Annotated in this window: 26 protein-coding genes and 2 tRNA genes; 5 read left to right on the top strand and 23 right to left on the bottom strand. The window is 72.4% G+C overall.

Annotation, left to right across the window (positions count from 1 at the left end):
* Window positions 1-171: 171 nt before the first annotated feature.
* The 4 genes from H291_RS28675 to H291_RS0104625 form a co-directional block, all read right to left on the bottom strand.
* Window positions 172-2,697, bottom strand: a complete 2,526-nt coding sequence (locus H291_RS28675; RefSeq protein ID WP_084468045.1) for a family 43 glycosylhydrolase — start codon at window positions 2,695-2,697, stop codon at window positions 172-174.
* Between the two features lie 295 nt (window positions 2,698-2,992).
* The gene (locus tag H291_RS0104635; RefSeq protein WP_020013810.1) at window positions 2,993-3,829 is read right to left on the bottom strand and encodes a carbohydrate ABC transporter permease; all 837 of its coding nucleotides are present in this window, start codon (window positions 3,827-3,829) and stop codon (window positions 2,993-2,995) included.
* Window positions 3,830-3,831: 2 nt separating this feature from the next.
* A complete protein-coding gene (locus tag H291_RS0104630; RefSeq protein ID WP_020013809.1) occupies window positions 3,832-4,779 on the bottom strand; it encodes a carbohydrate ABC transporter permease in 948 nt (315 codons plus the stop codon).
* Window positions 4,776-6,125 carry an ABC transporter substrate-binding protein gene (locus H291_RS0104625; RefSeq protein ID WP_232215990.1) on the bottom strand — a complete coding sequence of 450 codons (1,350 nt, stop codon included), beginning with the start codon at window positions 6,123-6,125 and terminating at the stop codon, window positions 4,776-4,778. Before H291_RS0104625 ends, H291_RS0104630 begins: the two co-directional genes overlap by 4 nt.
* A 202-nt stretch (window positions 6,126-6,327) precedes the next feature.
* On the opposite strand from H291_RS0104625, the gene H291_RS0104620 reads away from it, so the two are divergent.
* Window positions 6,328-7,260, top strand: coding sequence for a sugar-binding transcriptional regulator (locus tag H291_RS0104620; RefSeq protein WP_020013807.1), 933 nt, complete (start codon window positions 6,328-6,330; stop codon window positions 7,258-7,260).
* On the opposite strand, the gene H291_RS0104615 is transcribed toward H291_RS0104620, so the two are convergent.
* Both H291_RS0104615 and H291_RS0104610 read right to left on the bottom strand, forming a co-directional pair.
* Window positions 7,257-8,753: a mannitol dehydrogenase family protein gene (locus H291_RS0104615; protein ID WP_020013806.1), complete on the bottom strand. Its 1,497-nt coding sequence runs from the start codon at window positions 8,751-8,753 to the stop codon at window positions 7,257-7,259. The genes H291_RS0104620 and H291_RS0104615 overlap by 4 nt on opposite strands.
* Window positions 8,754-8,843: 90 nt before the next feature.
* Window positions 8,844-9,698 (bottom strand): SDR family NAD(P)-dependent oxidoreductase, encoded by an 855-nt coding sequence (locus H291_RS0104610; protein ID WP_020013805.1) that lies wholly within the window; start codon window positions 9,696-9,698, stop codon window positions 8,844-8,846.
* Window positions 9,699-9,757: 59 nt separating this feature from the next.
* On the opposite strand from H291_RS0104610, the gene H291_RS0104605 reads away from it, so the two are divergent.
* A complete protein-coding gene (locus tag H291_RS0104605) occupies window positions 9,758-10,411 on the top strand; it encodes a TetR family transcriptional regulator (RefSeq protein ID WP_020013804.1) in 654 nt (217 codons plus the stop codon).
* A gap of 3 nt (window positions 10,412-10,414) precedes the next feature.
* On the opposite strand, the gene H291_RS0104600 is transcribed toward H291_RS0104605, so the two are convergent.
* The 3 genes from H291_RS0104600 to H291_RS0104595 form a co-directional block, all read right to left on the bottom strand.
* Window positions 10,415-10,729 (bottom strand): hypothetical protein, encoded by a 315-nt coding sequence (locus tag H291_RS0104600; protein ID WP_157236713.1) that lies wholly within the window; start codon window positions 10,727-10,729, stop codon window positions 10,415-10,417.
* Between the two features lie 52 nt (window positions 10,730-10,781).
* Window positions 10,782-11,300 carry a hypothetical protein gene (locus H291_RS33650; protein ID WP_157236712.1) on the bottom strand — a complete coding sequence of 173 codons (519 nt, stop codon included), beginning with the start codon at window positions 11,298-11,300 and terminating at the stop codon, window positions 10,782-10,784.
* Between the two features lie 313 nt (window positions 11,301-11,613).
* Window positions 11,614-12,561 carry a helix-turn-helix transcriptional regulator gene (locus H291_RS0104595; protein ID WP_020013802.1) on the bottom strand — a complete coding sequence of 316 codons (948 nt, stop codon included), beginning with the start codon at window positions 12,559-12,561 and terminating at the stop codon, window positions 11,614-11,616.
* A gap of 91 nt (window positions 12,562-12,652) precedes the next feature.
* Between H291_RS0104595 and H291_RS0104590 the strand changes: the two genes are divergently transcribed.
* Window positions 12,653-13,810, top strand: coding sequence for an epoxide hydrolase family protein (locus H291_RS0104590; protein WP_020013801.1), 1,158 nt, complete (start codon window positions 12,653-12,655; stop codon window positions 13,808-13,810).
* Between the two features lie 105 nt (window positions 13,811-13,915).
* On the opposite strand, the gene aztD is transcribed toward H291_RS0104590, so the two are convergent.
* Both aztD and H291_RS0104580 read right to left on the bottom strand, forming a co-directional pair.
* Window positions 13,916-15,196, bottom strand: coding sequence for a zinc metallochaperone AztD (gene aztD, locus H291_RS0104585; RefSeq protein ID WP_020013800.1), 1,281 nt, complete (start codon window positions 15,194-15,196; stop codon window positions 13,916-13,918).
* Window positions 15,197-15,291: 95 nt separating this feature from the next.
* Entirely contained in the window at window positions 15,292-16,161 is an 870-nt protein-coding gene (locus H291_RS0104580; protein WP_020013799.1) for an alpha/beta fold hydrolase, read from the bottom strand.
* A gap of 113 nt (window positions 16,162-16,274) precedes the next feature.
* Here H291_RS0104580 and H291_RS0104575 point away from each other — a divergent pair, with 113 nt between their 5' ends.
* On the top strand, window positions 16,275-16,961 hold the full coding sequence (locus H291_RS0104575; protein WP_020013798.1) for a TetR/AcrR family transcriptional regulator: 687 nt from the start codon (window positions 16,275-16,277) through the stop codon (window positions 16,959-16,961).
* Window positions 16,962-17,121: 160 nt separating this feature from the next.
* On the opposite strand, the gene H291_RS0104570 is transcribed toward H291_RS0104575, so the two are convergent.
* The 6 genes from H291_RS0104570 to H291_RS0104545 form a co-directional block, all read right to left on the bottom strand.
* A complete protein-coding gene (locus tag H291_RS0104570) occupies window positions 17,122-17,748 on the bottom strand; it encodes a DUF6518 family protein (protein WP_020013797.1) in 627 nt (208 codons plus the stop codon).
* A gap of 119 nt (window positions 17,749-17,867) precedes the next feature.
* Window positions 17,868-18,377, bottom strand: coding sequence for a hypothetical protein (locus tag H291_RS0104565; RefSeq protein WP_020013796.1), 510 nt, complete (start codon window positions 18,375-18,377; stop codon window positions 17,868-17,870).
* A gap of 31 nt (window positions 18,378-18,408) precedes the next feature.
* Complete coding sequence (locus H291_RS0104560; protein ID WP_020013795.1) at window positions 18,409-19,041, bottom strand: GyrI-like domain-containing protein; 633 nt, start codon at window positions 19,039-19,041, stop codon at window positions 18,409-18,411.
* A 34-nt stretch (window positions 19,042-19,075) separates the two neighbouring features.
* Window positions 19,076-20,491, bottom strand: a complete 1,416-nt coding sequence (locus H291_RS28670; protein WP_020013794.1) for an FAD-binding oxidoreductase — start codon at window positions 20,489-20,491, stop codon at window positions 19,076-19,078.
* Window positions 20,492-20,594: 103 nt separating this feature from the next.
* Window positions 20,595-20,667 (bottom strand) — tRNA-Ala (locus H291_RS0104550).
* 142 nt (window positions 20,668-20,809) lie between these two features.
* Window positions 20,810-21,436: a superoxide dismutase gene (locus tag H291_RS0104545; RefSeq protein ID WP_020013793.1), complete on the bottom strand. Its 627-nt coding sequence runs from the start codon at window positions 21,434-21,436 to the stop codon at window positions 20,810-20,812.
* Between the two features lie 174 nt (window positions 21,437-21,610).
* Here H291_RS0104545 and H291_RS0104540 point away from each other — a divergent pair, with 174 nt between their 5' ends.
* Entirely contained in the window at window positions 21,611-23,293 is a 1,683-nt protein-coding gene (locus tag H291_RS0104540) for an alpha/beta hydrolase (RefSeq protein WP_020013792.1), read from the top strand.
* A 95-nt stretch (window positions 23,294-23,388) separates the two neighbouring features.
* On the opposite strand, the gene H291_RS0104535 is transcribed toward H291_RS0104540, so the two are convergent.
* The 6 genes from H291_RS0104535 to H291_RS34080 all read right to left on the bottom strand — a co-directional run bounded on the left by H291_RS0104535 (window position 23,389) and on the right by H291_RS34080 (window position 26,603).
* Window positions 23,389-23,461, bottom strand: a tRNA-Ala gene (locus H291_RS0104535).
* Window positions 23,462-23,553: 92 nt separating this feature from the next.
* Window positions 23,554-24,219, bottom strand: coding sequence for a histidine phosphatase family protein (locus H291_RS0104530; protein WP_020013791.1), 666 nt, complete (start codon window positions 24,217-24,219; stop codon window positions 23,554-23,556).
* Entirely contained in the window at window positions 24,216-24,653 is a 438-nt protein-coding gene (gene rsfS / locus H291_RS0104525; RefSeq protein ID WP_020013790.1) for a ribosome silencing factor, read from the bottom strand. Before rsfS ends, H291_RS0104530 begins: the two co-directional genes overlap by 4 nt.
* Window positions 24,650-25,774 (bottom strand): hypothetical protein, encoded by a 1,125-nt coding sequence (locus tag H291_RS0104520; protein ID WP_026365393.1) that lies wholly within the window; start codon window positions 25,772-25,774, stop codon window positions 24,650-24,652. Before H291_RS0104520 ends, rsfS begins: the two co-directional genes overlap by 4 nt.
* Before the next feature lie 16 nt (window positions 25,775-25,790).
* Window positions 25,791-26,405, bottom strand: coding sequence for a nicotinate-nucleotide adenylyltransferase (nadD, locus tag H291_RS0104515; RefSeq protein ID WP_020013789.1), 615 nt, complete (start codon window positions 26,403-26,405; stop codon window positions 25,791-25,793).
* Between the two features lie 45 nt (window positions 26,406-26,450).
* Window positions 26,451-26,603: a hypothetical protein gene (locus tag H291_RS34080; protein WP_020013788.1), complete on the bottom strand. Its 153-nt coding sequence runs from the start codon at window positions 26,601-26,603 to the stop codon at window positions 26,451-26,453.
* Between the last annotated feature and the right edge of the window lie 90 nt (window positions 26,604-26,693).

Here is a 26,693-nt window from a genome sequence, read left to right as displayed (position 1 = left end):
CTGTCGGAATCAATCAGAACCCGCCTCAACCGCTGGTCGAGCCCGTCCGCTGGTCGAGCTTGTCGAGACCCGACACCGCTGGTCGAGCCTTCGTCGCCGGTCGAGCTTGTCGAGACCCGGGTCTCGACAAGCTCGACCGGCGACGGGACCAGCGACGGAACCAGCGCCGTGTCAGGGCAGCGCGTACGTGCGGACGTAGTCGAACGTCGCCGTCGCACCCGCCGTGTTCATCGAGACCAGGCCGATCCGCGGGGCCCGGTCGTCGGGCAGGGTCCAGACGCCGCCCCACCGCCAGGTCTCGCCGTCGGTGCTGGACGCCATGCGCACCTCGTACTCGTCGTTCGCCGCGTCCCGGTGCACGGCGAGCCGCAGCCACGTGGTCTCCCCCGGGGCCGCGCCGAACATCGGGGCGCTGTACGCGGCGGCGGGCGGCGTGCTCGTGGGCCGGGCGGCCTCCTTGGTGAACTCCACCGTCTGCGCCGCGCTCCCGGGCTTGCGCAGCAGCCCGAGCTGGGAGTGCACCAGCTTCACGAACTGGTCGTCGCCCGCGTGGAGCACGAGCCCGGCCTGCCGGTTGACGCCCACGCCGTCGAGGTCGAGCTTCGTCTCCACCAGGTAGTCCCCGGCGGGAGCATCGCGGGTCAGCACCGAGGCCGTGTTGGTGCCCAGGTACAGCTCGGCGTTCTGGGTGGGCCAGGCCAGGGCGCCGTCGTCCAGGTGCGCACCGGCGGCCGGGCCGCGCACCCAGGACCAGCCGGAATCCTCTGCCGCGGCCGCGCCCGGCTCGACGGCGCCCGGCTCGACGGCGCCCGGCAGACCGCCGCCGTCGAACTCGTCCGAGTGCTCCGGCAGCAGTGCGCCGGGCTCCGGGTCGGGGACCCGCTCGGTCACGTGACGCGCCGCCGCGACCAGGCTCACGTTGTCGGCGTCGGCGCCGCCGCGCGCGGTCACACTCACCGGGACCCGGCCGGCGCCCCCGCGCACCCGGAGGGTGGCCGTGCCGAGCGGCTCCCCGAGGTCGTCGGCGGAGACCGTGGCCGTGTACGCGCCCGAGCGCGCCTCCCGGTCGAGGGTCACGACGTTCCAGTCGGCGTACGGGAAGTCGTCCGGCAGCGCCGCCACCGCCCGCTGGGCCCGGGGCCCGCGCCCCGTCTCCAGCCGCAGCTCGCCCGCGGCCCGGTCGATCCAGGCGGTCACGGCCCCGGAAGCGGCCCCGGAGCCGGCCCCGGAACCCAGCGCGAGCCCCGCGGCCCCGTCACCGCTGGTCACCCGCAGGTCCGCCTGGGCGCGCAGGTCACCGCCCGCCCGCTCCCGGCTGGTGAGCGACCCGCCGTCGAGGGCCACGTACGGCCCGGCGTCCGGCTCCTCGCCGACGACGACGGCGCCGTCGGCCCGCCATCCGGCCAGCGATCCGTCCGCGAACGTGGTGGCGACGGCGCCGTCGGTCACCGGGGCACGCTGCGGCCCGGACGACGGCCCGGCGCCCGCGTTGACCACGGGCCAGCCGTCGATCCAGTCGAGCCGGTCGATCATGAGCGGCCGCTTGGACAGGTTCAGCACGCCGTTGCGGGTGTCCACGGGCGGGAAGTCGGGGTCGGCCTCCGGGATCGCGTGGTACGCCATCCAGTCCTGGCCCGCCAGGTCGGTGATCAGCGAGTGGTGCCCGGGGCCCGCGAACCCGTTCCCGTTCGAGGTCAGCACGTAGCCGCCCTTGCTCGACTCGGCCATGAGGTCGACTCCGTCGTCGTCCAGGAAGGGGCCCCGCGGGCTCTCGCCGCGCCCCACCTTGACGGTGTACCCGCTGTACGCACCCTCGCAGCAGCCGGCGTCGGAGTACATCAGGTAGTAGAGGTCGTCGTGGCGCACCACGTACGCGCCCTCCATGCGGCGGCCCTGCGCGACCTGGGTCACGGGCCCGGTCAGCTCCCCCGCGCCGGGCGTCAGCTCCGAGACGCAGACGACGTCGTAGCTGCCCCAGTACAGGTAGAGCGTGCCGTCGTCGTCGGTGAACAGGGCCTGGTCGATGTTGCCGGTGGGGCAGCCCTCGACCGGCGCCGAACCGACCAGCAGCTCGTCGCGGTGGGTCCACGGGCCGGTCGGGGTCGGCGCGGTGGCCACGGCGAGCCCGCCCGTGGAGAGCCCGTAGGTGAGCAGGTACTCGCCGTCGACGTAGCGGATGTCGGGCGCCCAGGCGCGGGAGTTGTCGCGCCAGGTGGCCGGCACCTCGTCGGGCTGGATCACCTCGCCCGCGTACTCCCAGGTCACCAGGTCCGTCGAGCGCAGGATCGGCAGGATGCGCTCCCCCGGCTCGCCCTGGCTGTTGAACACCGGGTTCTGGGTGCCGTACGCGTACCAGGCGCCGTCCTTGCCGCGGATGACGGCGGGGTCGGGAAAGGTGTCGGTGACCCCGGCGGTGACGGGGTTGGTGTAGGTCGCGGACGGGGTGCTCGGTGGGGCAGCGGGCTTCGGCGGGGCGGCGGACGTCGCGACGTCGGCGGCACCGGGCGCGACGTCGGCGGCACCGGGCGCGACGTCGGCGACAGGCGCGGCGACGGCGTCAGCGGCGGTGCCGACGTCGGCGTCGGCGTCGGCCACGGCCGGCACGACAGGGCCGAGGCCCCCGGCGAGCACAGCAGCGGCGCACGCCGCGACCCAGGCGGTGCGGACAGGTCTCCGTTGATCTGATCCAAGGCGCATGCGGCCCATCGAACGGGGCCCGATTTTCTCCGGCAAGTACCCGACAGAAAAAGTAGGGAATTCTGCCACAACCCGACACTTCCGGTTCCACCACTACTGACCCCGGTTCACCAGGCTCCAGAGGGCCGCAACCGACCAGTAAACGGTCGCTTCCGGCCTGCTGAACGGGGCTCAGTCCAGCCGGCCAGCCACAGCCGCTGCCGCAGACGGTTGGTCTACCCAGTGATTGGGCCCGAAACCGAGTCGGTTCCGGGCCCAATCACTGGGTAGAGAGCAACAAACGAACGACCAACACCTACTTGATCGCACCCATCGACAGCCCTCGCACCAGCTGCTTCTGCGCGATCCAGCCCGCCAGGATCACCGGCAGCGACGCCAGCAGCGCCGCCGCGCAGAGCCGGGCCAGGAACAGGCCCTCGCTCGTCATGGTCGACACGATGAGCACCGGCACCGTCGCCGCCCGGGAGGCGGTGAGGTTGAGCGCGAAGAAGAACTCGTTCCACGAGAAGATCACGCAGATCAGCGCCGTGGCCGCGATGCCGGGGGCCACCATCGGGATGAGCACGGACCGCAGGGTCCGCATCAGCCCGGCGCCGTCGACGGACGCCGCCTCCAGCACCTCCCCGGGCACCTCCAGGAAGAACGACCGCATCATCCACACCGCGATCGGCAGGTTCATCGCGGTGTACAGGACCACCAGGGTCCAGATGTTGTCGAGCACCTTGAGCTGCCCGGCCACCACGTAGATCGGCACGATGACCGCCACGACCGGCAGCATCTTGGTGGAGATGAAGAAGAACAGCACGTCGCTGACCTTCTCCACCGGCCGGATCGACAGCGCGTACGCCGCCGGGATGCCCAGCAGCAGCACCAGCACCGTCGAGACGCCGGTCGCGATGGCGGAGTTGGCCACGTAGACCGCGGACCCGCCCTCGATCACGGCCCGGAACTGGTCGAGCGTGGGCGTGAAGAACCACGTCGGCGGGTCGGACGCCGCCTGGTTCTCCTGCTTGAACGCCGTGGCGGCCATCCAGGCCACCGGGAAGAAGAAGGCGAGCGCCAGGAGCCAGGTCAGCGTGGTCAGCACGCCACCGGTGGCTCGACGGCGGTACGCGCGCGTCACGTCGGACATGCTCACTCCTTGACCTCGAAGCTGCGGAAGATGAGGCGCAGCGCGGCCGAGGCCACGATGATCGTGGCGATCACGACGACGACGCCCATGGCGGCGGCCTGCCCGATGTCGAAGCCGAGGAACGCGCGCTGGTAGATGTAGAACGGCAGGTTGGCGCTGGCCGTACCGGGCCCGCCCGCCGTCATGAGGTAGATCTGGTCGAACGTGTTGACCACGTAGATGACGCCGAGCAGCACGCCCAGCTCGATGTACCGGCGCAGGTGCGGCAGCGTGATCGAGCGGAAGGTGCGCCACGGGCCGGCGCCGTCGACCGAAGCGGCCTCCAGCACGTCCTTGGCCTGGGCCTGGAGGCCGGCGAGCACGAGCAGCATCATGAACGGCGTCCACTGCCAGACCAGCGCCATCAGGATCGCGATGATCGGGTAGGTCGACGTCCAGTCGACCGCCTCGATGCCGAACACGCCGAGCACCCAGTTGAACAGGCCGTACGTGGGGTTGAGCAGCGCGACGGACCACAGGACCGACGTCGCCACCGGCATCACCAGGAACGGCGTGATGAGCATGGTGCGGGCCACGCCCCGGCCGAAGAACGGCCGGTCGAGCAGCAGCGCCAGCACGATGCCGAGCACCATCGCCACCAGCACGCAGCCGAGCGTGATGACCACGGAGTTCAGCGCCGTCTGCCGGAACGTCGAGTCCTGGGCGATGTCGATGTAGTTCGACAGCCCCACGAAGATGTCCTCGCCCGGCCGCAGCAGGTTCTGCCCGCGCAGCGAGTACCAGATGGTCACCAGGAACGGCAGCTGCGTGACGATCACGGTGAAGATCAGCGCGGGCAGGAGCGGGCCGCGGCGGCGCCACCCCTCGGCCTTGCTGATCGTGCGCTCCGCCGCGGCGGCGCGGGCGGCCCGGCGCGAGCCTTCGAGCCGGTCGATGGTCGAGGTGCTCATTGCCCCTCCTGGGCCCGGTAGGTCTCCGCCACGGTTTCGGCGTAGCGCTGGGACTGTGCGATGGCCTCGTCCACGGTCACCTGGCCGGCGATGGCCGCGGACATCTGCTGGCCCACGCGGGTGCCGAGGTCCTGGAACTCGGGGATGCCCACGAACTGGATGCCCGGGTAGGGCACGGGGTGGGTCATCGCGGACTCCTGGGTGGCCCCGTTCATCGACTCCAGGGTCGCGTCGGCGTACGCCTCGGAGACCTCGGCGTACTCGGGGATCTCGTAGGTGGACAGCCGGCTGCCCGGGGGCACCCGCTCCCAGCCGATCTCCTCGCCGACGGTCTTGATGTACTCCTTGTCCGTCATCCAGGAGACGAAGTCCCAGGCGGCATCCTTGTGCTCGCTGGTGGACGGGATGGCGAGCGACCAGCTGTACAGCCAGCCCGCGGTGCCGGTCTCGGCCACGGGCGCGGGCGCGTAGCCCACCTTGCCCGCCACCGTGGACGACGCCGGGTCCTCGATGGAGGACACCATCGACGTCGCGTCGTACCACATGGCCGACTGGCCCTGGGCGAACCGGGTGAGGCAGTCGCCGAACCCGGACGTCGCGGCGCCGGGCTGGCCGGAGGTCTGCACGGTGTCGATGTAGGTCTCGATCGCCTCGCGGCTCTCGGGCGAGTCGAGGGTGGCGTTCCAGTCCTCGTCGAACCAGCCGCCGCCGAACGTGTTGATCGCGGTGCTCATGGGGGCCATGACCTCGCCCCAGCCGGCCAGGCCGCGCAGGCAGATGCCCGAGAAGTCCTCCGCGGGCTCGTTCAGCTCGGCGGCCAGCTCCTGGACCTCGTCCCACGTCGGGTTGGCGGGCATCTCCAGCCCCGCCTCCTCGAACAGGTCGGCGCGGTAGGCCAGGAACGACGACTCGCCGTAGAACGGCACGGAGTACATGTCGCCGTCGCGCGACAGCGCCTCGCGGACGCTCGGGACGAAGTCCTCGGCGTCGTACCCCTCGGTCTCGTCGATGTACGGCTGGAGGTTCTCGATCCAGCCGTTCTCGGCCCACATCGGCGTCTCGTAGTTGGAGATCATGACGACGTCGAACTCGCCGCCGCCGGTCGCCACGGACGCCGTGATCTTGGCGCGGGCCTCGTTCTCCGGCAGCGACACGAACCGTACGTCCACGCCCGGATGGGCGGCGCGGAACTCGTCCTGCAACGAGATCGCGTCCTGCATCTGCGGGTTGGACACGATCGCCACGACGATCTGCTCGCCCTCGCCGCCGGCCACGGCGCCCGCCCCGGCACAGCCGGACAGGGCCAGTGCGACGGTCGCCGTCGCCGCCACGGCAGTCGCTCTCACCGAAGCACCCGGCGCCGACTTACCCCTCGGAGGTCGGAACATCCTCGTCCTCTCCTCGCGGCTTCTCCGCCACGCTCATTTGAGAAATTGAAACTGCTCATCTGCATCCGCAGAGTAGTTGGGTATGCTCAGGTGAGCAAGGCCCCCCGCTCAGAAGTCGCTCGATCAGCCCCCGCGCCGCCTGCGGGAGTGAGGAACGCAGGTGACCCAGAACGACTCGAACCTCATGGTCGAGGTGAGCACCGACTACTACCTCGACGGCAAGTCCAAGGTGGAGATCGCGCGCGACCGCGGCATCTCCCGCTTCCAGGTCGCCCGCCTGCTCGCGCAGGCCCGCGAGCAGGGCGTGGTGCGCATCGAGATCACCGCGCCCCAGGTCGACGGCGAGCGCGGCGCCCGGCTGGCCGCCCGCCTCGGCGCGCGCGAGATCCTGATCGCACCCAGCGGCCAGGACCCCACCGCGACGCGCGAGCACGTCGCCGTCGAGCTGGCGCGCGCCGCCCGGGAGCACATCACGGAGGGCTCCACCGTCGGCGTCTCGTGGTCGCGCACCGTCGAGGCCGCGGTGCGGCACATCGGGCAGCTCCCCCACTGCGACGTCGTCCAGCTCGTGGGCGCGCTGCCCGTCGAGGGCAGCGGCAACTCGCTGGCCCTGATCACCGCGTTCGCCCAGATGCCGGGCGTGCGCACCTGGCCGGTGTGGTCGCCGCTCCTGGTGGCCGACGCCGCCACCGCCGCAGGCCTGCGCCGGCAGCCGGAGATCGCCGACGCGCTCGCGCGGGCCGACCGCCTGGACGTCGCCGTCGTCGCGATCGGCCACTGGTCGGAACGCAGCTCGACCGTGTTCCCGCAGATCAGCGCCGAGGAGCAGCAGGCCGCCACGGCGGCGGGCGCCATCGCCGAGTGCTCGGGCCGCCTGTTCGACGCCGCGGGCCGGCCCGTGCGGACCAGCCTCGACGAGCGGGTCGTCGGGGTGACGCTGGAGCAGCTCGTCGCCACGCCGCGCGTCATCGCCATCGGCTACGGCTCCGCCGTCGCGCCCGGCCTGCTGGCCGCGGTGAACGGCGGCGTCGCCGACACCCTGGTGGTCGACGACGCCGCCGCGACGGCCCTGGAGACGATCGTCCCGGGCTAGCCCCGGGCGACCAGGGACTCGACCGTGGCGCGGGCGCCCCGCTCGTGCAGGGACGCCAGCGCCGCCGAGTACTCGGCGGTGAACCGCTGGTCGTCGACCAGGTCGCCGAAGACCTCGCGGTCGCGCAGGAACGCGAGCGGGTCCTCCTGCTGCGCCAGGGCCGCGGCGTGCAGCCGGTCGGCCAGGCGGTCCACGATCTCGATGGGCTCGCCGGCCTCGTCGGTGCCCTCGTCGTACCGGGCCCAGGACGCGACCACGAGCGCGGCGTGCTCGATCGGCCCGCCGTGCGCCAGATGGTGCCGGACCACGGGCAGCAGCCACTTCGGGATGCGGTCGGAGGACTCGGCGCACAGCCGCGCGAGGGTGTCGGCCACGTGCGGGTTGGCGAACCGCTCGATCAGGGTGCGCTTGTACAGGTCGAGGTCGATGCCCGGCACCGGCTCAAGCGTGGGCGTGCCCTCGTGGTCCATGTAGCCGAGCAGGAACCGTGCGAACACGTCCTGCCCGGCCACCTCGTGCGCGTACCGGTGACCGGACAGGTAGCCGACGTAGCAGAGTGCCTGGTGGCTGGCGTTGAGCAGGCGCAGCTTCATCAGCTCGTACGGCTCGACGTCGGAGACCACCTGCACGCCGGCGTCCTCGAACGGGGGCCGCCCGGCGGGGAAGCTGTCCTCCAGCGCCCACTGCTCGAACGGCTCGGCCACCACGGGCCAGGCGTCGTCGACGCCGAACCGCTCGGCGACCATGGCGCGGTCGGCGTCCGTGGTGACGGGCGTGATGCGGTCGACCATGGAGCTCGGGAACGCGACGTTCTCCTCGATCCAGGCCGCCAGGTCGGCGTCCTTGGCCCGGGCGAACGTGGTGAACGCCCGCTTGGCGACCTCGCCGTTGCCCTGGATGTTGTCGCAGCTCATCACGGTGAACGGCGGCACGCCCCGGTCCCGCCGTCGGCGCAGGGCCTCGGTGACCAGCCCGAACGTCGTGGCGGGGACGGCGCCGTCGGCCAGGTCGGCGGCGACCGCCGGGTCGGCCAGGTCGAACTCGCCGGTCACGTGGTGGATGTTGTAGCCGCCCTCGGTGACGGTCAGCGAGACGATCCGGACTTCGGGCGAGGCCATCTTCTCCAGCACCGCCTCCGGGTCGTCGGGGGCGAGCAGGTACTCCTTGATCGACCCGATCACGCGCGCCTCCAGGCGCCCGTCCGGGTGCTTGAGCACCAGGGTGTACAGGCCGTCCTGGGCGGCGAGCGCGTCGCGCATGCGGGCGTCGCCCGGCAGCACCCCGACGCCGCAGATCGCCCAGTCGAGCGCCTTGCCCTCGGCCATCAGCCGGTCGAGGTACATCGCCTGGTGCGCGCGGTGGAAGCCGCCCACGCCGAGATGGACGATCCCGGTGGTCAGCCGGGACCGGTCATAGGTGGGAACCGTGAGGTCCGCGCCGCTGGGCGCGGACGCCACCAGGCCGCCCACGGTCTCCTCGTCGAGTGCCGTCATCGTGCTCCTCCGCCGCCCTTCCGACTCTGTTGATCGCCGTCAGGCTAACAGATGAGCACGATGACCCTCACAGATGAGCACACGCCCCGACTACGGCAGGGCGACCGGGAACGGCTCGCCGAAGTCGGCCGAGCGGCTGACCGCGCTCCACCGCTGGTCCGACTCGAGCAGGCGGCGGTCCTGGGCCACGGACATCTCGGTGGCGTTCACCCCGAGCGGCAGGTGCTCGGGCACGTCGTCGCGCTTGGCCACGGCCACGAGGATCTGGGCGGCGCGGTCCGGGTCGCCGGCCGCGCCGGCCCCGGACTGGCGCATCCGCGAGTTCATGGCGCCGACGGTCGACTCGTACCCGGCGGGGGCGTCGTGCACGGTCATGGAGGCGCCGGCCCAGTCGGTGCGGAACCCGCTGGGCTCCACGACGAGCACCTTGACGCCGAACGGCGCGGTCTCGGCGCGCAGCACCCGGCTGAAGCCGTCGATCGCGAACTTGGCGGCCTGGTAGGACGCGATGCCCGGCGAGCCGCCGACCCGCCCGCCCACCGACGAGAACTGGATCACGAGGCCGCCGCCCTGCTCGCGGAGCAGCGGGATCGCGGCCCGGGACACGTGGTAGACGCCCCAGAAGTTGGTCTCGAACTGGGTGCGGAAGTCGGCCTCGTCCCCGGTCTCGATCGGGGCCACGTTGGCGTAGCCCGCGTTGTTGACGATGACGTCGAGGCGCCCGAACCGAGCCTTGGCCTCGGCGAGCGCCGCGCGGACGCCGTCCGCGTCGGTGACGTCGAGCCGGAGCGGGAGGACCCGCTCGCCGTACTGCGCGACGAGGTCGTCGAGCTGCTCGGGACGCCGGGCGGTGGCCGCCACCCGGTCGCCCGCGGCGAGCGCGGCGAGTGCGAGTGCGCGGCCGAAGCCACGCGAGGAACCGGTGATGAACCATGTCTGCTGCATGTCGTTAATACAACACCGTTGCTCTAACTTGCGCAACCCTGTTGCGCTAAGATGTGAGCATGACGACACGGGACTTCCAGCGGGCCCGCTCCCCCGAGGCCAAGGCCGTCCGGGAGGCGGCCATCCTCGACGCCGCGCGCAGGCTCGGGGCCGAGCGGGGCATCCGCGAGGTGACGCTGACCGACATCGCAGCCGCCGTGGACATGCACAAGTCCGCGATGCTGCGGTACTTCGAGACGCGCGAGGAGATCTTCCTGCGGCTCACCGCCGAGGGCTGGCGGGACTGGGCGCCGGCCCTCGCCGAACGGGTGGGCGCCGTCGAGCGGCCGGACGCCGACGGCGTCGCCGCGGTGGTCGCCGCGACGCTCGCGGAGCGCGGCATGTTCTGCGACCTGCTCGCGCAGACACCGCTGAACCTGGAGCGCAACGTGTCGGTGGAGAAGGTGCGGGAGTTCAAGCTCACCACCGGCGAGGGCCTGGGCCGGATCGTCCCCGCGGTCCGCGCGGCCCTGCCGGGCCTCACCGAGGAGGACGGCGTCGACCTGGTCGCGGCGGCGACGTCCCTGGCGGGCACGTTCCACCAGATCGCGACGCCGGGGCCGGAGGTCGCCACGCTCTACCGGTCGGACCCCCGGCTGTCGCACGCCCTGGTCGACGTCGAGCCGCGCCTGGCCCGGATCCTCGCGGCGATGCTCCGCGGGATGCTGGCGTAGGCCCTAGTCGTCGAGGACGAGCCAGACCACCCCGTCGTCGGCCGACCGGGACCCGCGCCCGACACCACCGGTCAGGTACTCCTCGGCGATCGCCTGCACGACGGCGTACATGACCCATTCCGCCAACCCCGCTGCCGGGTCCCACATCGTCCAGAGCGGGTCGGAGGCGTCATGAGGCACCGGGATACGCGCGCCGTAAGGACCCGCGGCATCGTCCGGCGCACCGGAGAACGTCACGCGGAGCGTGGAGTCCGCGATCTCGGCGTCGAGCAGGCCCAGCTCGCGGCCAGTGGGCGTGGTGGCGAAGGCTCGACGCACCTCGTCAAGCAGCGTCGAAGAATCCGCAATCACGAGATCAGCCCGGTTCCGATCAGGCATTGACGGCATTCTTGACCCAATTCGGGCACCAGGTCACTCCTTCACAGTAGGCCGTGATCACGCCCTTGGCTTCACCATCGGTCAAGCGGATCGGGTTCGCAATCACTCGCACGGTCTTTGTCTCGACGACCCGGCAGGCGATTCCGCCTGGAGAACACTCAACGCGGTGAACCGGGGTCCTGTACCGGATCGCGCTCGGACTCTCGACGACGCGAGACTCCGGGTGCTTCGTTGTCGTGCGCGCTGCCGCGGTCGTGAGGTTGTGCTTGTTGGAAACCTTGAGCCAACCCCAACTGGCGCTTCCCCATCTCATCGCGAGCGCCCTGCCCGTGTTGTCATTCCACGTTGCGACAACCTGATACGGGCTGTTTGGGTCATCCTGTTGCTTCGCGGCGGTCAACGACCGTGTAGGAACCACGCCACGAGCGATCTGAGCTACCGCATCATCAGTCACGCCGACCTGCCGCAGCTCTTCTGCACCGAACTGCCCCTGCGGCAGTTCCCCGATCACAGACAATCCAACAACCTCGCTCGATCTCGGCTGGCCTTCAGCCGACGCGGAAACCGCACCCACACCAGGGATGACCAACACGAGCGCCACCCCAAGGCCGGCTTTCCAGCCCTTGAATCTTCTCAGCCTCGCCCGATCAAACTGGTTACCAGCTCGGACATTGCTCCTCATCCCGACCCCCGTGTGCTCCCACCAACAGGTTCCCAGCGAATCGGTTCCCATCTCTATCCGAGAACTGCACTGTGCACAACCTGCGCCGATTTGCACTCAGCGCGAATGACCGCCACGACCTGACTGATTTCGGCGAGACGATTCAGTGCACCGCCCGGTCGTACCGCCGGGACAGCACCCCCAGGTGGTCCAGCAGACCCGGCGGACCCGTCACCGTGAAGTCCAGGCCCAGCATCCCGATCCACACGGCGACCGTCTCGATGCTGTCCCCGCCGGTGACGAGCAGGCAGGACGTCTCGTCCCGCGGCTCCACCGTGCCCACGGCCGGGTTGATGCGGTCGAGCACCTCGTGCGCCGGCGCGTGCACCACGATCCGCGTGTGCACCGCCCAGCCCGTCCGCGCCACCTCGCGCACCACGAACTCGGTCAGGTCGAACGGCGGCTCGACGGGCGTGAAGCGGCGTCCGCCGGGCCGGCGCAGCTCGAGCCAGTCCACCCGGAACGGCTCCCAGCGGCCCGAGCCGACGTCCCGCCCCACGAGGTACCACCGGCGCTGCCACGCCACGAGCCGGACCGGCTCCACCTCCCGGGGCTCCTCGCGGAACCAGAAGCGCAGCCCCTGGTGGTCGCGGATCGCCGCGGCCAGCTCGGTGAGCAGCGCGGGGTCGACAGCGGGGTCCTCGACGTTGCTGTCGGTGTTCACCGGCCCGGCCTCCGTCGCGTCGCGCAGCGCCACGACCTGACGGCGCAGCCGGTCGGGCAGCACCTGCTCCAGCTTGCCGAGCGCGCGGGCGCTGGACTCCTCGATGCCCACCACGGCGGTCGCCGCCCGCAGCCCGACGGCGATGGCGACCGCCTCCTCGTCGTCGAGCACCAGCGGGGGCAGCTTGCCGCCCACGCCGAGGCGGTACCGCCCACCCGGCCCGCGCACGGCGTCGACGGGATAGCCCAGCTCACGCAGGCGTGCGACGTCGTTGCGCACCGTGCGGTCGGTGACGTCCAGGCGCATCGCGAGCTCCGGCCCGGTCCACTCGGCACGCGACTGGAGCAGGCCCAGGAGGGCGAGCAGCCGCCCCGCCGTCGTCGTCATCGCGGCTCCTCTTCGACATCTGAAAAATGATCTGGGACCTCTTCAGAATAGAGGAAAGAAACGTTCCTGAACCGCTCGTAGTGTCGGAGACATGAACACCAACGACACCAGCATCCGCCCCTTCCGCGTCGACATCCCCCAGGCCGACCTCGACGACCTGAACGACCGCCTCGCCCGCACCCGGTTCGCGCCGGCCGCACCCGGCGACTCCTGGGACTACGGCACGCCCGAGTCCTACCTCCGCTCGGCCGTCGAGCAGTGGCGCGACGACTTCGACTGGCGCACGGTGGAGGAGCGCGTCAACGCGTTCCCCCAGTTCCTGACCGAGATCGACGGTCAGACCGTGCACTTCCTGCACGTGCGCTCCGCCGAGCCGGGGGCCCGCGCCCTCGTCCTGACCCACACCTACCCGGGCTCGGTGCTCGACTTCCTCGACATGATCGGCCCGCTCACCGACCCCGTCGCGCACGGCGGCCGAGCCGAGGACGCGTTCCACCTGGTGATCCCGTCCATCCCCGGCTTCGGCTTCAGCACCCCGCTGGTCGAGCCGGCCGACGGCGGCACCTGGACCATGGCCCGCGTCGCCCGCACCTGGGACACCCTGATGCGCCGGCTCGGCTACGAGTCCTACGGCACCCACGGCAGCGACGCCGGGACGATGATCGGCCGCGAGCTGGCGGTCCTGGACCCCGAGGGGTTCCTGGGCGCGCACCTGCTGCAGCTCTTCTCGTTCCCCTCGGGCGCCGACGGCGAGATGGACGGGTTCGGGCCCAAGGAGTTCGCCGCCCTGGCGCACATGCAGTGGTTCCAGAGCGTGGGCGCGTACAACACGATGAACGCCTCCCGCCCGCAGACGGTCGCGGCGGGCCTCAGCGACTCGCCCGTGGCACAGCTGGCCTACAGCGAGCTGTTCGAGAACTTCGGCAACGGCACGAGCCTGGTCTCGCTCGACCAGGTGCTCGCGCAGGTCAGCCTCTACTGGTTCACCAACACCTCCGCCACCTCGGTGCGCTACCACTACACCGAGCAGCGGTCGGGTGCGGAGCCGGTAGTGAGCACGGGCCGGATCGGGGTGGCCGTCTTCGCCGACGACTTCCAGACCATCCGGTCGCTGGCCGAGCGGGACAACGCCAACATCCAGCACTGGGCCGAGTACCCGACGGGCGGCCACTACGCGGCGATGGAGGTCCCGGACCAGCTCGTCACGGACATCCGCACCTTCTTCGCCACCCCCGCCCCGCCGAAGTAGAACCGGTGGCGAAGTAGAACGCCGGCGGAACCTTGATCAGGTTCGGCCAGCGTTCTACTTCGCCAGAGTTCTACTTCGCCACGGTTCTATCTCGGCAGGGTGAGGTCAGTGGTCCTCGTGCGAGTGGGCCTCGCCGCCCGTGACGCCGTTCAGCTCGTTCGGGGTGACGCCCAGCTCGGCGGACTTCCAGACCTCGCCCGTCTCGACGTCGACCGCGTGGATCGAGTCGTTCGCCGGGTCGGTCACGTACACCGAGCCGTCCAGCGTGAGGATCGCGGGCCGCGGCTCCTGCCACTCGACCGGCTCCTCCCACTCGTCGATCACCGGGATCGACTTGGTCAGCTCGCCCGACTCCGGGTCGATCACGTGCACCTGGCCGTCCGTTCCGAGCACGAGCGCCTCGCCGTCGTCGCCCCGGGCGAGCGAACGGAAGGTGTAGGACGACGGCAGGTCGACCAGCTGGAGGTCGCCGCTACGGGTGTCGATCAGCGAGACCTGCGTGGGCCGCTCGAGCTCGGCGTCCTTGTCCTTCTTGTAGTCGCCCAGCACGACCGGCGACGCCTCGGTGCCGGCCTGGTTGCCGATGCGGCCGTAGTCGTCGGGCGAGCTCACCTTGGTGATCTTGCCGTCCGCGTAGACGACGGCACCGTCCTCGCAACCGATGACGACGGCCTCGTCGGCGGCCACGGCCTCGCCGTGCACCCCGGGGCACTCGTCGGACGCCGCGATCTCCTTGTCGTCCCCGTCGAGCGCCCGGATGCCGGTGCGCGCGTCCTCGGTGCCCTCGGAGACCACCAGGGTGTCGTCGGTCAGCTCGACGGCCACACCGTGGTGGGCCGACGGCGTCGTGTACTCGCGGGCCGCGGCGTCGGCGTCGGCCACGTGGGCCGAGTCGAGCACGCGCACCAGGCCGGTGCCGTCGTCGAACAGGGCGGTACGACCCTCGTGCACCACGACGTGGCCGGGCTCGGAGGCCTCGTAGGCCACGTCCGTGAGGATCGGGTCGGCGGTCCAGTAGTGGGAGTGGTCCCCGTGGGCCTCGGCCCAGGAGCCCAGGTCGAGGGCCTGGAAGCCGCCGGTCGTGGAGACCATCAGGTGCCGCTCGTCGCCCGCCGCGTTGAGGCGGGTGAAGCCCTCCAGCTCGATCTCGCCCACGGTCTCCAGGCTCATGGCGTCCAGCACCAGGACGCCGCCGTCATAGGTGACCGCGAGGCGCGGCGTGCGCGCCTGGGCCTCGGTGGCGTCCGGCGACTCGTGCTCCTCGTGGGCGTCGGCCGACGCCGACTCGGAGCCGGCCGGGTCACCCTCGGCCGCACAGGCCGCGAGCAGGACGAGGGACAGTGCCGCGCCGAGGCCGGCGGCCGCGCGGGTGGGTTGATTTCTCATCGTCGGTGGGGCGGTCCAAGCCGCCCGCTCCTTCCATCTAGAATGACAATCATTCTCGCTACCGAGGAGGAGTCAACCAGAAGTGAGAACGATTCTCAAACAGCGTTCCGCGCCACGAACCCCGCGATCCGGGCACTGACCCGGTCCGGGACCTGACCGCGCACGCCGTGCCCACCCCCGGGGAAGATCTCGACCTCGGCGCCGGGCAGGTGCTCGGCGAGCCGGAGCCGGGCCGCGTCCGGCTCGGAGAGCACCGACTCCGCGCCGTACAGCGCCAGCAGGGGCGGGGCGATCGACGCCAGCTCGGCGTCCTTGAGCGGGCGCGCCCAGCCGGCCGCCGTCCGGTAGCCCAGCGCGGCCCGCATGCACGCGAGCTCCGCGTCGGTCGGGTACACCCCCGGCGTCAGCCACTCACGCATCCGGCGCCAGCCCGCCTCGGTGGGGTTGGCGCCGAAGCCGAGCATCCGGACCAGGGCCCGGAACGGGGTCCTGGTGACCACGCCGTTGGGCTCGATCAGGGACACGCTCGCCACCCGGTCCGGGGCGTGCAGCGCCACCAGGGCCGCGTGCCACGACCCGAGCGACTCCCCCGCCACGTGCACCCGGTCCAGCCCGAGCCCGTCCAGCACCTGCGCGAACCAGGCGCCGTAGTCGGCGTCGCGGGCCAGGGGCGCGGTCTGCACGCTGCGCCCGGCCGCGCCGACGGTGTCCAGGGCCAGGACCTCACGGTCGGCGGCAAGGGGGCCGACGACGTCGTGCCAGTACAGGCCGTTGCCGCCGAAGCCGTGGAGCAGCACGAGGGGCAGCCCCTCGCCCGATCCGGAGCGGCGCACGTGCGTGGGCCCGTAGGCGGTCGGCACGTCGGCCGTCGTCGCCGGTAGAGGCCAGAGGCCCTCCATCGCGGCGTACGCGCGCAGGTACTCGGCGCGCGCCGCGTCGTTCCTGAACCGTCCGACCCTCGCCATGGAAGCCCCCTTCTCGCCTCGCCGGCACACCGTGCCGATCATCTTGTTGGTATGAACGTATCACTTATGATGGTGCACGCATACCATCAAGAACGAAGAGAAGGCGGGACCACATGCCTCGGCTGGCCGACCACGATCAGCGGCGCGAGCAGATCACCGACGCCGCGCGCCGAGTCATCGCCCGCGGCGGCCTGGGCGCCGCGACCTTCCAGTCCGTGGCCGCCGAGGCCGGCATCTCGGTGCGGCTGGTCCAGTACTACTTCGGCACCAAGCGCGCGTTCCTGCTCGCCACGCACCGGGCCGTGGTCGCCGACGCCGGGGCGCGGTTCACGCGGCGGCTGGCGACCCTCGGCACGGACCCGGGGCCCCGCGCGGTGATCCGCGCGATCCTGACCGAGCTGCTCCCGGCGGACGCCGCACGGCGGGAGGACGCCGTGGTCCTCAACGCGTTCCACGCGGGGGCCCTGAGCGCGGGCGGGGCCGACGGCGGTGCCGGGTCCAGCCGCGGGGCCGGGTCCGACGGCGGGGCTGGGTCCGACGGCGGGGCTGGGTCCGACGTCGGCGCCGAGGACACCCTGGGCGCACCCCGGTACCTGATCGCCGCGATCGCCGACCAGCTCCGTCGCGCCCGCGCGACGTCGTCGGCCGACAGCGGCGAGGGCGGCGACGCCGACCTCGACGCCGAGCTGATCATGGCCGCGGCCGCCGGCCTGACCCAGACGCTGCTGGCCGACGCGAGCGCCGCCGGGCGCGCGGACGCCCTGCTGGACCGCCTGCTCGACCGCCTGGTGGGGGCGTGACCCGGCTTGAGGTTCTGTTCAGACCACGAGCTCGTGCCCGCATAAGCGAGCTTGAAACGCTGCAACATCGTGGCTCGAACAGAACCTCGGACCTCGGCCAGCAGGAACGGCAGCGACACCAACGACGCGCCCACAACAGATATCCGGCTGCGACAAATCGTTAGTAGAGGTTGGAGTAGGTGACGTAGAAGGTCGCGGCGACCAGCGCCGTCCCGCCGGCCGCGAGCGCCACGGGCAGTGCTCCGCGCACGCGGCGTACCAGCATGCCGGCCAGCAGCGCGAGGCCCGCGACGCCGATCAGCGTCCAGTAGACCGGGCTGGTCGACTCGCGGATGATCGTCAGCCCGTAGACGGACTCGCCGACGCCGATGCCCGCGAGCAGGGCGGTGCCGAGCGCGGCGCGGACCCCGGTCGCCCGGAGCCAGGACGCGGCGACGCCGACGAACGGGCCTGCCACGACGCCGACCAGGGAGAAGAGCATCGGGTCGTACACGTAGCCGCGCAGGTGTGCGGCCGCCGTGTACCCGAGCACGAGCAGCACGAAGCTCGCCGCGCCGAGCACCGCGGACGGCGCCGTGCGCAGCCGGGCGCCGTACACCAGCAGCGCCGTGAGCACGGTCCAGCCGCTGGCGGAGTTCGCGAAGGAGCTCAGCGCGCTCGGCAGGAAGCCCTGCGCGTACGACGTCAGGCCGCCGAGCAGAAAGCTGCACACCAGCACGAGCCCGCACCGCAACAGGGGGTGCGCGACGGCAGTGGTGGCGAACGAGGTACGGGCGACCGTGGGCATGCTCGGAAACTACCCGCCCGGACAGGCGGCGGCATCGGACCCCGGGTGGATCCCGGACGGCGCCGCGTCCACCCACGGTCTGGGAGCCCGGCAACGCCAGTGCCTCCCCCGACGGCGCGTCACAGCGCCCGGGCGACGTCCCGGACCAGGGCGGGCGTCCGCCGTCGGCCGACCAGCACGAACCAGTCGGCGAGCGGGTACGACAGCCGCACCACGAAGTAGTTGACGTACTCCAGTGCGCCGAACGCCCAGACGAGCAGGCACACGACCAGGGCGCCGCCGTCCGCGCCGGTCAGCAGCAGGCCCGCGAGGCAGACCGCGAGCAGCACCGGGTCGAGCAGCCGGAACGCCCGGTAGACCAGGGCGATGCCGCGCGGCATCCCGGGCCGCCCGGAGCCGGGCAGCCAGCCGCGCGCGGCGAGCCAGTAGGCGCTGCCCTGGAGCAGGACCACGAGCAAGGGCGCCATGGCCCACCACAGCGCCCGCCCGCCGGCGTCGCCCAGCCGGGCGGCGACCACGGGCTGGGCGACGACGAAGACCACCACCGCGGCCAGCTCGCCCAGGCCGAGGCTCAGGTAGGTGCGGCGCAGCCCTGCGCTGCCGTGGCGGGAACCGGCTCCGTCGATCACCGGGCCAGCGTAGGGGCTGGTGGGCGGGCCCTCACCGATCGGACCCGGCGGCGTCCGCGACCGGCTGCCGGAGGATCGTCCGCTGCTTCTCGGGCGCGACCCTGCGGAAGTCGCTGAGGTAGATCTCGTGGTGCCGGCCGGTCCGGCGCAGCCCCTGGGCGGGGATGAACTCGTCGTGCATCCGGGCGAGGGTCTCCGCCTCGGCGTCGAAGGAGCCCACGTGCAGTGTCTGCACGCAGCGCCCCTCCTCCAGGGTCTTCAGTCGGACGTCGCCGAGGCGCGCGGGGCCGCCCTTCGCCCGGACCTGCGCCACCGCGGCGTCGAACGTCGCCTGGTCGGTCCAGTCCGGGACCATGATCAGCAGGGTCCAGTCCCAGCGGGACTTGTCGCGGGCCGCCGTGAAGGCGTCCATGTCGTCGGCCCACCAGAGCCCCTCGAGCGGCATGACGACGTAGTCCCGGCCGAGCTCACGCTTGCTCGCGAACTTGAGCGTGTAGGCCACCGGGTAGAGCGCCTCGACCGCCTCCGCGAAGGCCGGCGAGGTGTTGGGGTCGCCGTGGCCGTCGACCGCGAGGTACCGCAGCTCGGGCACGTCGACGATCCGGAACTGGTCCCGCTTGGCCTGGTAGGCGTCGAGGCTCTTCTTGTGGTCGACCTTGTCCATCTGCTCCCTCTCCCGCGACGCGGCTCCCGGTCGCTCAGATCGTATGGGGGTGGCTGAACATCCGGTCGGGGTCGAGCCGGCTCTTCACCCGCCGCAGCCGCGGGACGGCGTCCCCGTAGTAGGCCCGCGCCCAGTCCCTCAGCCTCGGGTCGGGCACGTTCTGGTAGGCCTCGCCGGAGGCGTGCGGGCGCAGCGCGGCATGGACGCGCTCGAGCCAGTCCCCCGCGGCGCGTTCGGGCGGGACACCCGACGACGGCGCGCTCGCCGACGCCGGAGCCGACGACGCGGCTCCCGGCGTCCAGTACGCCTCGTGCTGCACCAGGAACCGGCTGTCCCGGTGGACGAACGCCGTCCGGTCCCGCCCCACCCGGTTCGTCGCGCCACCCAGCGCGACGAGGGCGACGACGGCCTCGATGCCCGGGCCGGCAGCCCCGACGGCCCCGACCACGGCGTCGACGCCGGCCGGGGACAGCAGGTCCGGGAGGAACTGGCTCCGCACGTCGTAGTGGTGCGGTGCCGCCGGGCCGGACTCGCCGTCCTGGTCACCGCCCAGCCGGCGCATCGCGTCCGCGTGCGGCTCCTCGCGCACGTCCGCGCCCCGCGTGCCGCCGGGCAGCCTGTCGACCAGCCGCTCCAGCTCGTCCCGGTCGTCCAGGCTGAACACCGTCGCGGCGACCGTGGGACCGTCGCTCGCGCTGACGAGGCGCAGCGCGCTCCAGACGTGGTCGGGCAGGGACAGCGTCCACTCCTGCCAGCGCGCCAGCACGCGGCGGGCGTCCCGCCATGGCCAGGTCAGGTCCGCCGACACCGTCCGCCCGGCCGGGTGCGTACGGAACCGCAGGTCGGTCACGACGCCGAACAGGTTGCCCCCGCCGCCGCGCAGCGCCCAGAACAGCTCGGGGTCCCGCTCGGCGTCGCAGACGACCTCGCGACCGTCGGCCGCAACCAAGGTCGCCCCGACCAGGTTGTCGCAGGTGAGGCCGTAGGCACGCGACATGACGCCGTGCCCGCCGCCGAGCGTGAGCCCGGCGATGCCGACGGTGGGGCACGTACCCGCGGGCACGGTCACGCCCTGCCGGGCGAGCAGGTCGTACACCGTGCCGAGCCGGGCGCCCGCCCCGACCACGGCGGTGTCGCCGTCGACCCGCACCCCCGCCATCCGGCCGACGTCGACCACGAGACGGCCCGTGCCGCTGGACCAGCCCGCGTAGGAGTGGCCGCCGCTGCGGAGCGCGACCGGGAGGCCGTGCCGCCGGGCGAGGTCGAGGCACGCGGCGACGTCCGCCGCGTGCTCCGGGTAGGCCACGGCAGCGGGCCGCAGGTGCGCGAACCGGCCGTTGAACAGCGGGCGGGCGGACTCGTAGCCCTCGTCCCCGGCCACCAGGACCGTCCCGTCCAGCGCGTCGCGGAGGGCCCGCCAGGCCCCCGGCGGTGTCGAGCTCGACCGCATCGGTCACCTCCTCGGGAGACACCTTCCCCCGAATCGGCTCGCCGCGACAGGAAAACGAAAGAACGCGGGACACCTGTGCTCAGGTGTCCCGCGTCTCGTTCGGTGGAGCTGGGGGGACTCGAACCCCCGACCCCCTGCATGCCATGCAGGTGCGCTACCAGCTGCGCCACAGCCCCAAAGGCGTTCGCCCTGGTGGGGGCGAGCGCCGTCAGTCTAGACCGATTCGGCCCGCCAGACCAAAGCGGCCTCCGGACCGCCCGTCACGGCCGGTCAGGACCGCGTTCCGGCGCGCACGCGACGGCGGTCAGGCAGCGAACATCAGGCCGCGACGATCAGGCCGCTGGTGGTCGCCCGTGCCCGGTCGAGCCGCGCGCCGACGTCGGACCAGTTCGCGAGGTTCCAGAACGCCTTGACGTACTCCGCCTTGACGTTGAGGTAGTCCAGGTAGAACGCGTGCTCCCACATGTCGAGCATGAGCAGCGGGGTGACACCGAGCGGCACGTTCGACTGCTGGTCGAAGAGCTGGAACACGAGCAGCCGCCCGCCGATGCTGTCCCAGCCGAGCACCGCCCAGCCCGAGCCCTGGATGCCGGTGGCCGCGGCGGCGAAGTGCGCCTGGAAGGCCGCGAAGCTGCCGAACTGGTCCACTATCGCCGCGCCGAGCTCGCCGTCCGGCTCGCCGCCGCCGTCGGGCGAGAGGTTGTTCCAGAAGACGGTGTGGTTGGTGTGGCCGCCCAGGTTGAACGCGAGGTTCTTCTCGTGCAGGTTCACGGCGGCCAGGTCGCCGGTCTCGCGGGCCTGGGCCAGCGCGTCGAGCGCGGCGTTGGCGCCGGCCACGTACGCGGCGTGGTGCTTGTCGTGGTGCAGCTCCATGATGCGCCCGCTGATGTGCGGCTCGAGCGCCGCGTAGTCGTAGGGCAGGTCAGGCAGGGTGTAGACGGGCATTTCCGCGTCCTCTCGTCGGATGCCCCCGACGCTAGAACCTCAACCATGGTTCAGGTCAACGGGCCCCGGGGCGTGAGAGGCGTCACACCGCCCCGCTTGACCGTGCCCCGAGGGCACGGGCTGGAGTGGAGCACGCACGTTCCGACGAAGGACCACGGACGAGGGGTGCGAGACATGGATCCACGACGAACGATCAGACGAGGGCTGACCCTGACGACGATCGCGGGGCTGGCGGGGGCTCTCCTCGCCGGCCCGGCGGCGGGGGACGACGGCGGGCAGAGCGCGCCGCCCCCGGGACCGGACTGGGCGCAGTGCCCGGCCGACGTCGTCACGACGGTGCCGCTGGAGTGCGCCACGGTGCCCGTGCCGCTGGACCACGACGACCCGGACGGCGAGCAGATCGAGATCATGATCTCGCGGCTCGCCAGCGCCGATCCCGAGAAGCGCCAGGGGGTGCTGCTGCTCAACCCGGGCGGGCCCGGCGGTTCGGGGCTGAGCCAGCCGGCCGACCTGCAGGGCCTGGGCATCCCGTCCTCCGTGCTGGACGCCTACGACCTGATCGGCATGGACCCGCGCGGCGTGGGCCACTCCTCCCCCGTGAGCTGTGGTTTCACCGCCGAGCAGAACTACCCCGGGAACATCCCGCCGTACGCGCCGGACGACGCCGCCGTCGCCGAGCAGGCGGCGTTCGTCGAGGAGATCGCCGCCCAGTGCGCCGCGCACGACACCGACGGCCGGATGCGGCACATGAGCACGGACAACACCGCTCGTGACATGGACCTGATCCGGGAGGCGCTGGGCGAGAAGAAGCTCAGCTTCTACGGCGCGTCCTACGGCAGCGCGCTCGGCGGGGCCTACGCGTCGCTGTTCCCCGAGCGGGGCGGCCGGATCGTCATCGACAGCAACCTCGGCGCGACGTCGCTCGACCGCGACTCGCACCGCCGGTTCGGGCCCGGCATGGAGAAGCGGTTCCCCGACTTCGCCCGGTGGGCCGCCGAGCGCCACGAGAGCTACGAGCTGGGCCGCACGCCGGCCGCGGTCCGCGAGAACTACCTCGCGACGGCCGACCGGCTCGACCGGGAGCCCTCGGCCGGGGTCGACGGCTCGCAGTTCCGGTTCCTCCTGTTCGTCATGCTCTACAAGGAGGCCAGGTTCGGCGCCGCCGGACAGTTCTGGCAGTCGGTCGCCGACGGCGACACGGAGGCCGTGCGCAGCCAGACCGAGGAGCTGCGGGAGCTGGTTCCCGGCCTCTCGCCGGCCGCGGCCGGCGTCGCCATGCAGCCCGGCACCGCCCAGGAGCCGGGCGCCGACGAGCCGCGGGGTCAGGAGACGAAGGCTGAGGCGACGCCCTCGCCGTTCGACAACGCCTGGTCCGCCTACCTCGCGGTGACCTGCAACGACACCGACTGGCCCAAGGACGTCGAGACCTACCGGCGCGACGTCGCCGCCGACCGGGAGCAGTACCCGCTGTTCGGCGGGGCGGGCGCGAACATCACGCCGTGCGCCTTCTGGCACCACGACCGGGACGAGCCGCCGCTGGAACTGAACCCCGAGGGCCCGGACAACGTGCTCGTGCTGCAGAACCTGCGCGACCCCGCCACCCCGCACCTCGGCGGCAGGATCGCCCGCGCGGAGCTCGGCGACCGGGCCCGTCTGGTCAGCGTCGACGCAGGCAACCACGGCGTCTACGTCTACGACGACAACCCGTGCGCCCTGAACACCACGACGAAGTTCCTGCTCGACGGGAAGCTGCCGAAGTCGGACGTGTTCTGCGCCGCGTCGACGTCGTCGGGCCTCGCGCTGGACCGCTCCGGCCTGCGCGAGCGGGCGAACACCCTGGCGCGGCTCGGTCTCTGACCTGACCTGACCTGACCTGACCTGACCTGCGCAACCCGCGCCGGAGACAAAAAGATCCGGGGCCCGTCATCGACGGGCCCCGGATCTCTTCTGGGTGGAGCTGGGGGGACTCGAACCCCCGACCCCCTGCATGCCATGCAGGTGCGCTACCAGCTGCGCCACAGCCCCAGATTGGTCTCCCCCGAGCCGTACGGCCGGGCGAGCGTCGCTAGTCTATGCAGACCGACGCCGGGGACCAAATCGAATCCGGGTGCGCTCGGTCACTGCCGAGACTCGGGCCCAGCCTGCCACGTGTCGAGCGGGTATCCGGCCCCGACGTTGTGCGCGACGAGCCGCCACGCGGGCGACGCGCCGGGCCCGGAGGCCCGCAGGTGCGACCAGTGCACGTTGTGCAGGCCGTGCAGCCCGCGCCACGTGGCGGGGTCCAGACCCAGCAGCCGGGTGATGGCCTGCGTGATCGCCGAACCGTGCGAGACGACCACGAGCGTCTCCCCCGAGCCGAGGCCGGCCGCGTGCCGCAGCACCGCCTCCTCCATGCGCCGGGCGGTGACCTCCTTGGACTCGACGCCGTTCGCCGCCGGCTCGCCGCCGCTGCGCCAGACCGCGTGCTCGTGCGGCCAGCGCTCGGCGATCTCGGCGTCGGTCAGGCCCTCCCAGTCGCCGAACGACCGCTCGCGCAGGCCGGCGTCGGGCACCACCTCGAGGTCGAGGTGCCGCGCGTACGCGGCCGCCGTGTCCTGGGCCCGCTGCAGGTCGCTGGCCACCACGAGGGAGGCCTTGTGCGACGCCGCCAGCGCCGTGGCGCCCTGCTCCGCCTGCCACCGCCCGACCTCGTCGAGCGGGATGTCGATCTGGCCCTGGAGCCGCAGGCTGGCGTTGTACGCCGTGCGCGCGTGGCGCAGCAGGACGATCGTTCCAGCGGTCACAGGCGGGGGTCCCCGGCGAGGTGGATCGCCCCGTCGTCGGGGTCGCTGTACTCGCCGGTGTCGCCACCGCCGCGGGCGTCCTCCGGCAGCGGGATCGGCGGGCAGTCCTTCCACAGGCGCTCGAGCGCGTAGTAGGTCCGGTCCTCGGCGTGCTGCACGTGCACCACGACGTCACCGAAGTCGATCAGCACCCACCGTGCCTCGGACTTGCCCTCGCGCCGGATCGGCTTGACGCCCTCCTTGAAGAGCGCCTCCTCGACGGAGTCCACGATCGCGGAGACCTGACGCTCGCTGGCGCCCGAGGCGATCAGGAACACGTCGGTCAGCACGAGCTGCTCGCTGACGTCGAGCGCGATGATCTCCTGCGCCTTGATGTCGCTGGCCGCCCGCGCAGCGATGATCGCGAGCTCGGTAGCCCGCTCGGTTGCCGTCATGCCGCATTACCTCCGGTGAAGCCGGGCAGCCCGCCCGGCAGGGTGCCCAGCAGGGCCGCCGCCTGCTCCTCGGGGAAGCCGCTGTCCCCCTCGAGCACGAGCTTCCAGATCAGGAGGCCGAGCACGAACGCGACGACCACCAGGATGATGTAGTGCAGCCAGGTGTACTGGGGACCCTCGTCCTCCTCCTCGCCCCACTCCTCCTCCACCTCGCGGCGGGAGGAACGGGACGGGGCGACGGGGCCGGCGCCGAACTGCGCGCCGGGACCACCCGGGCGCTGCTGACCCGGTCCGCCCATCGGGCCGGAGCCGGGACCGCCCGGGCCACCGGGGCCGGGCTGGGCGCCGGGGCGCCCGGGGAACGGGGAACCGGGAGCCGTGGGCCCGGGGCCGGACGGCACCGCCTGCGGGGCCGCAGCCGCGCCGGCCTCCCAGGGCAGGGCGGCCGCGCCGCCCGCCGCCGCACCGCTGGGCGGGGCGCCGGCCGGGCGACCCGGGGCGCCGGGGCGCTGCTGACCGGGACCGCCGGGCGCGCTCGGCGCACCCGGACGGGCGCCGAACGGCGACGGCGGCTGCTGGGTCGGGGCCGACGGCGCGGCCCCCCACTGCGTGGTCTGACCGGCGTCGGCGGGGGCCGACGGGGCGCCGGGCGCCGGAGGCGGCGCGAACCGGCCCGACCGGCCCTGCTGCGGGGCGGGCGGCACGGGCGCGCTCGACGGGCGCGAGCCGAACGGGCTGGGCGGCGCGCCCTGGCCGGGGCCGCCGGGGCCACCCTGGCCGCCGGTGGGCGCACCCTGGCCCGGGGCGGGCGGGCCGCCCGGGCGGGTCTGGCCGGCACCGGGGCCGAACGGGGGCGGCGGGTTGTTGCCGCCGGGCTGCTGCACCGGGGTGAGCCGGCCGGTCGCGTCCACGCCGCGCGAGCCGCCCGTCGCCTGCGGCGGGCGGGCGACCGGCGGGTTGCCGGGTGCCCAGCCGCCCTCCGGGGCGGGCGCGGGTGCGGGCGCGCCGCGGTGCGGAGGCTGCTGCTGCCCGCCCTGGGGCGGGTAGCCGCCACCGTTGCCACCGTTGCCGGCAGCGGCGGCCGCAGCAGCCTCACGCTCGCGGATCTCGCGGCGCGTCATGGGACGACCCTTGTTGTCACTCATCGTGAAGACCTCGATACAGTCCGTGCTTGGCGATGTACTGGACCACGCCGTCAGGCACCAGATACCAGACCGGCAAGCCCTCCTCGGCCCGACGACGACAGTCGGTCGAGGAGATTGCTAGTGCAGGGACCTCGAGCGTCGTCACGCCGTCCCGAGGAAGCCCGTCCACGGTGAGCTTGTGCCCGGGCCGTGTGACAGCGACGAAGTGTGCCATGTCCCACAGCTTCTCGGCATCCTTCCACGAGAGAATCTGCTGGATGGCGTCCGCTCCCGAGATGAAATAGAGGTCCGCGTCCGGGCGCTGCGTACGCAGGTCCCGGAGCGTGTCCACCGTGTAGGTGAGGCCTTCCCGGTCGATGTCCACGCGGCTCACCGTGAACCGCGGGTTGGACGCCGTGGCGATCACCGTCATGAGATAGCGGTGCTCCGCGGGGGTGACCCGCTGCTTCTGCTTGAAGCCCGGCCGGCCGGTGGGAACGAAGACGACCTCGTCCAGCTCCAGCTGCGCGACCGCTTCGCTGGCGGCGACGAGGTGACCGTGGTGGATGGGGTCGAAGGTGCCGCCCATCACCCCGATGCGCGGCCTGGTCCCAGCGGGGGCACTCATACGGTGCGTGGGCTCATCTGGTCGTCAGGCTCCCGTTTCGACGGCTCAGTGCCGGTTGCCGACGTTGCGGAACGCGTACGTGACGAGCAGCGCGGCCACGAGCGCACCGAAGGCGATCAGGCCGAGGGCGATCGGGGCGATCGGCTCGTTGGCGTGCTCCGTGGCGGCCTCGGCGGCCAGGACAGCGGTGTGCAGCACGGGTGGTTCCTCCCAGTCGAACGTGCTCAGGTGGGCTTTAGTCTCTCACGGACGAATTGCGGCGGGCACACCGCGGCACTGGGTCGCAAG

It is taken from the genome of Promicromonospora sukumoe 327MFSha3.1, assembly GCF_000385135.1.
Lineage (GTDB): Bacteria > Actinomycetota > Actinomycetes > Actinomycetales > Cellulomonadaceae > Promicromonospora > Promicromonospora sukumoe_B.
This window is presented reverse-complemented; position numbering and strand designations above follow the sequence as displayed.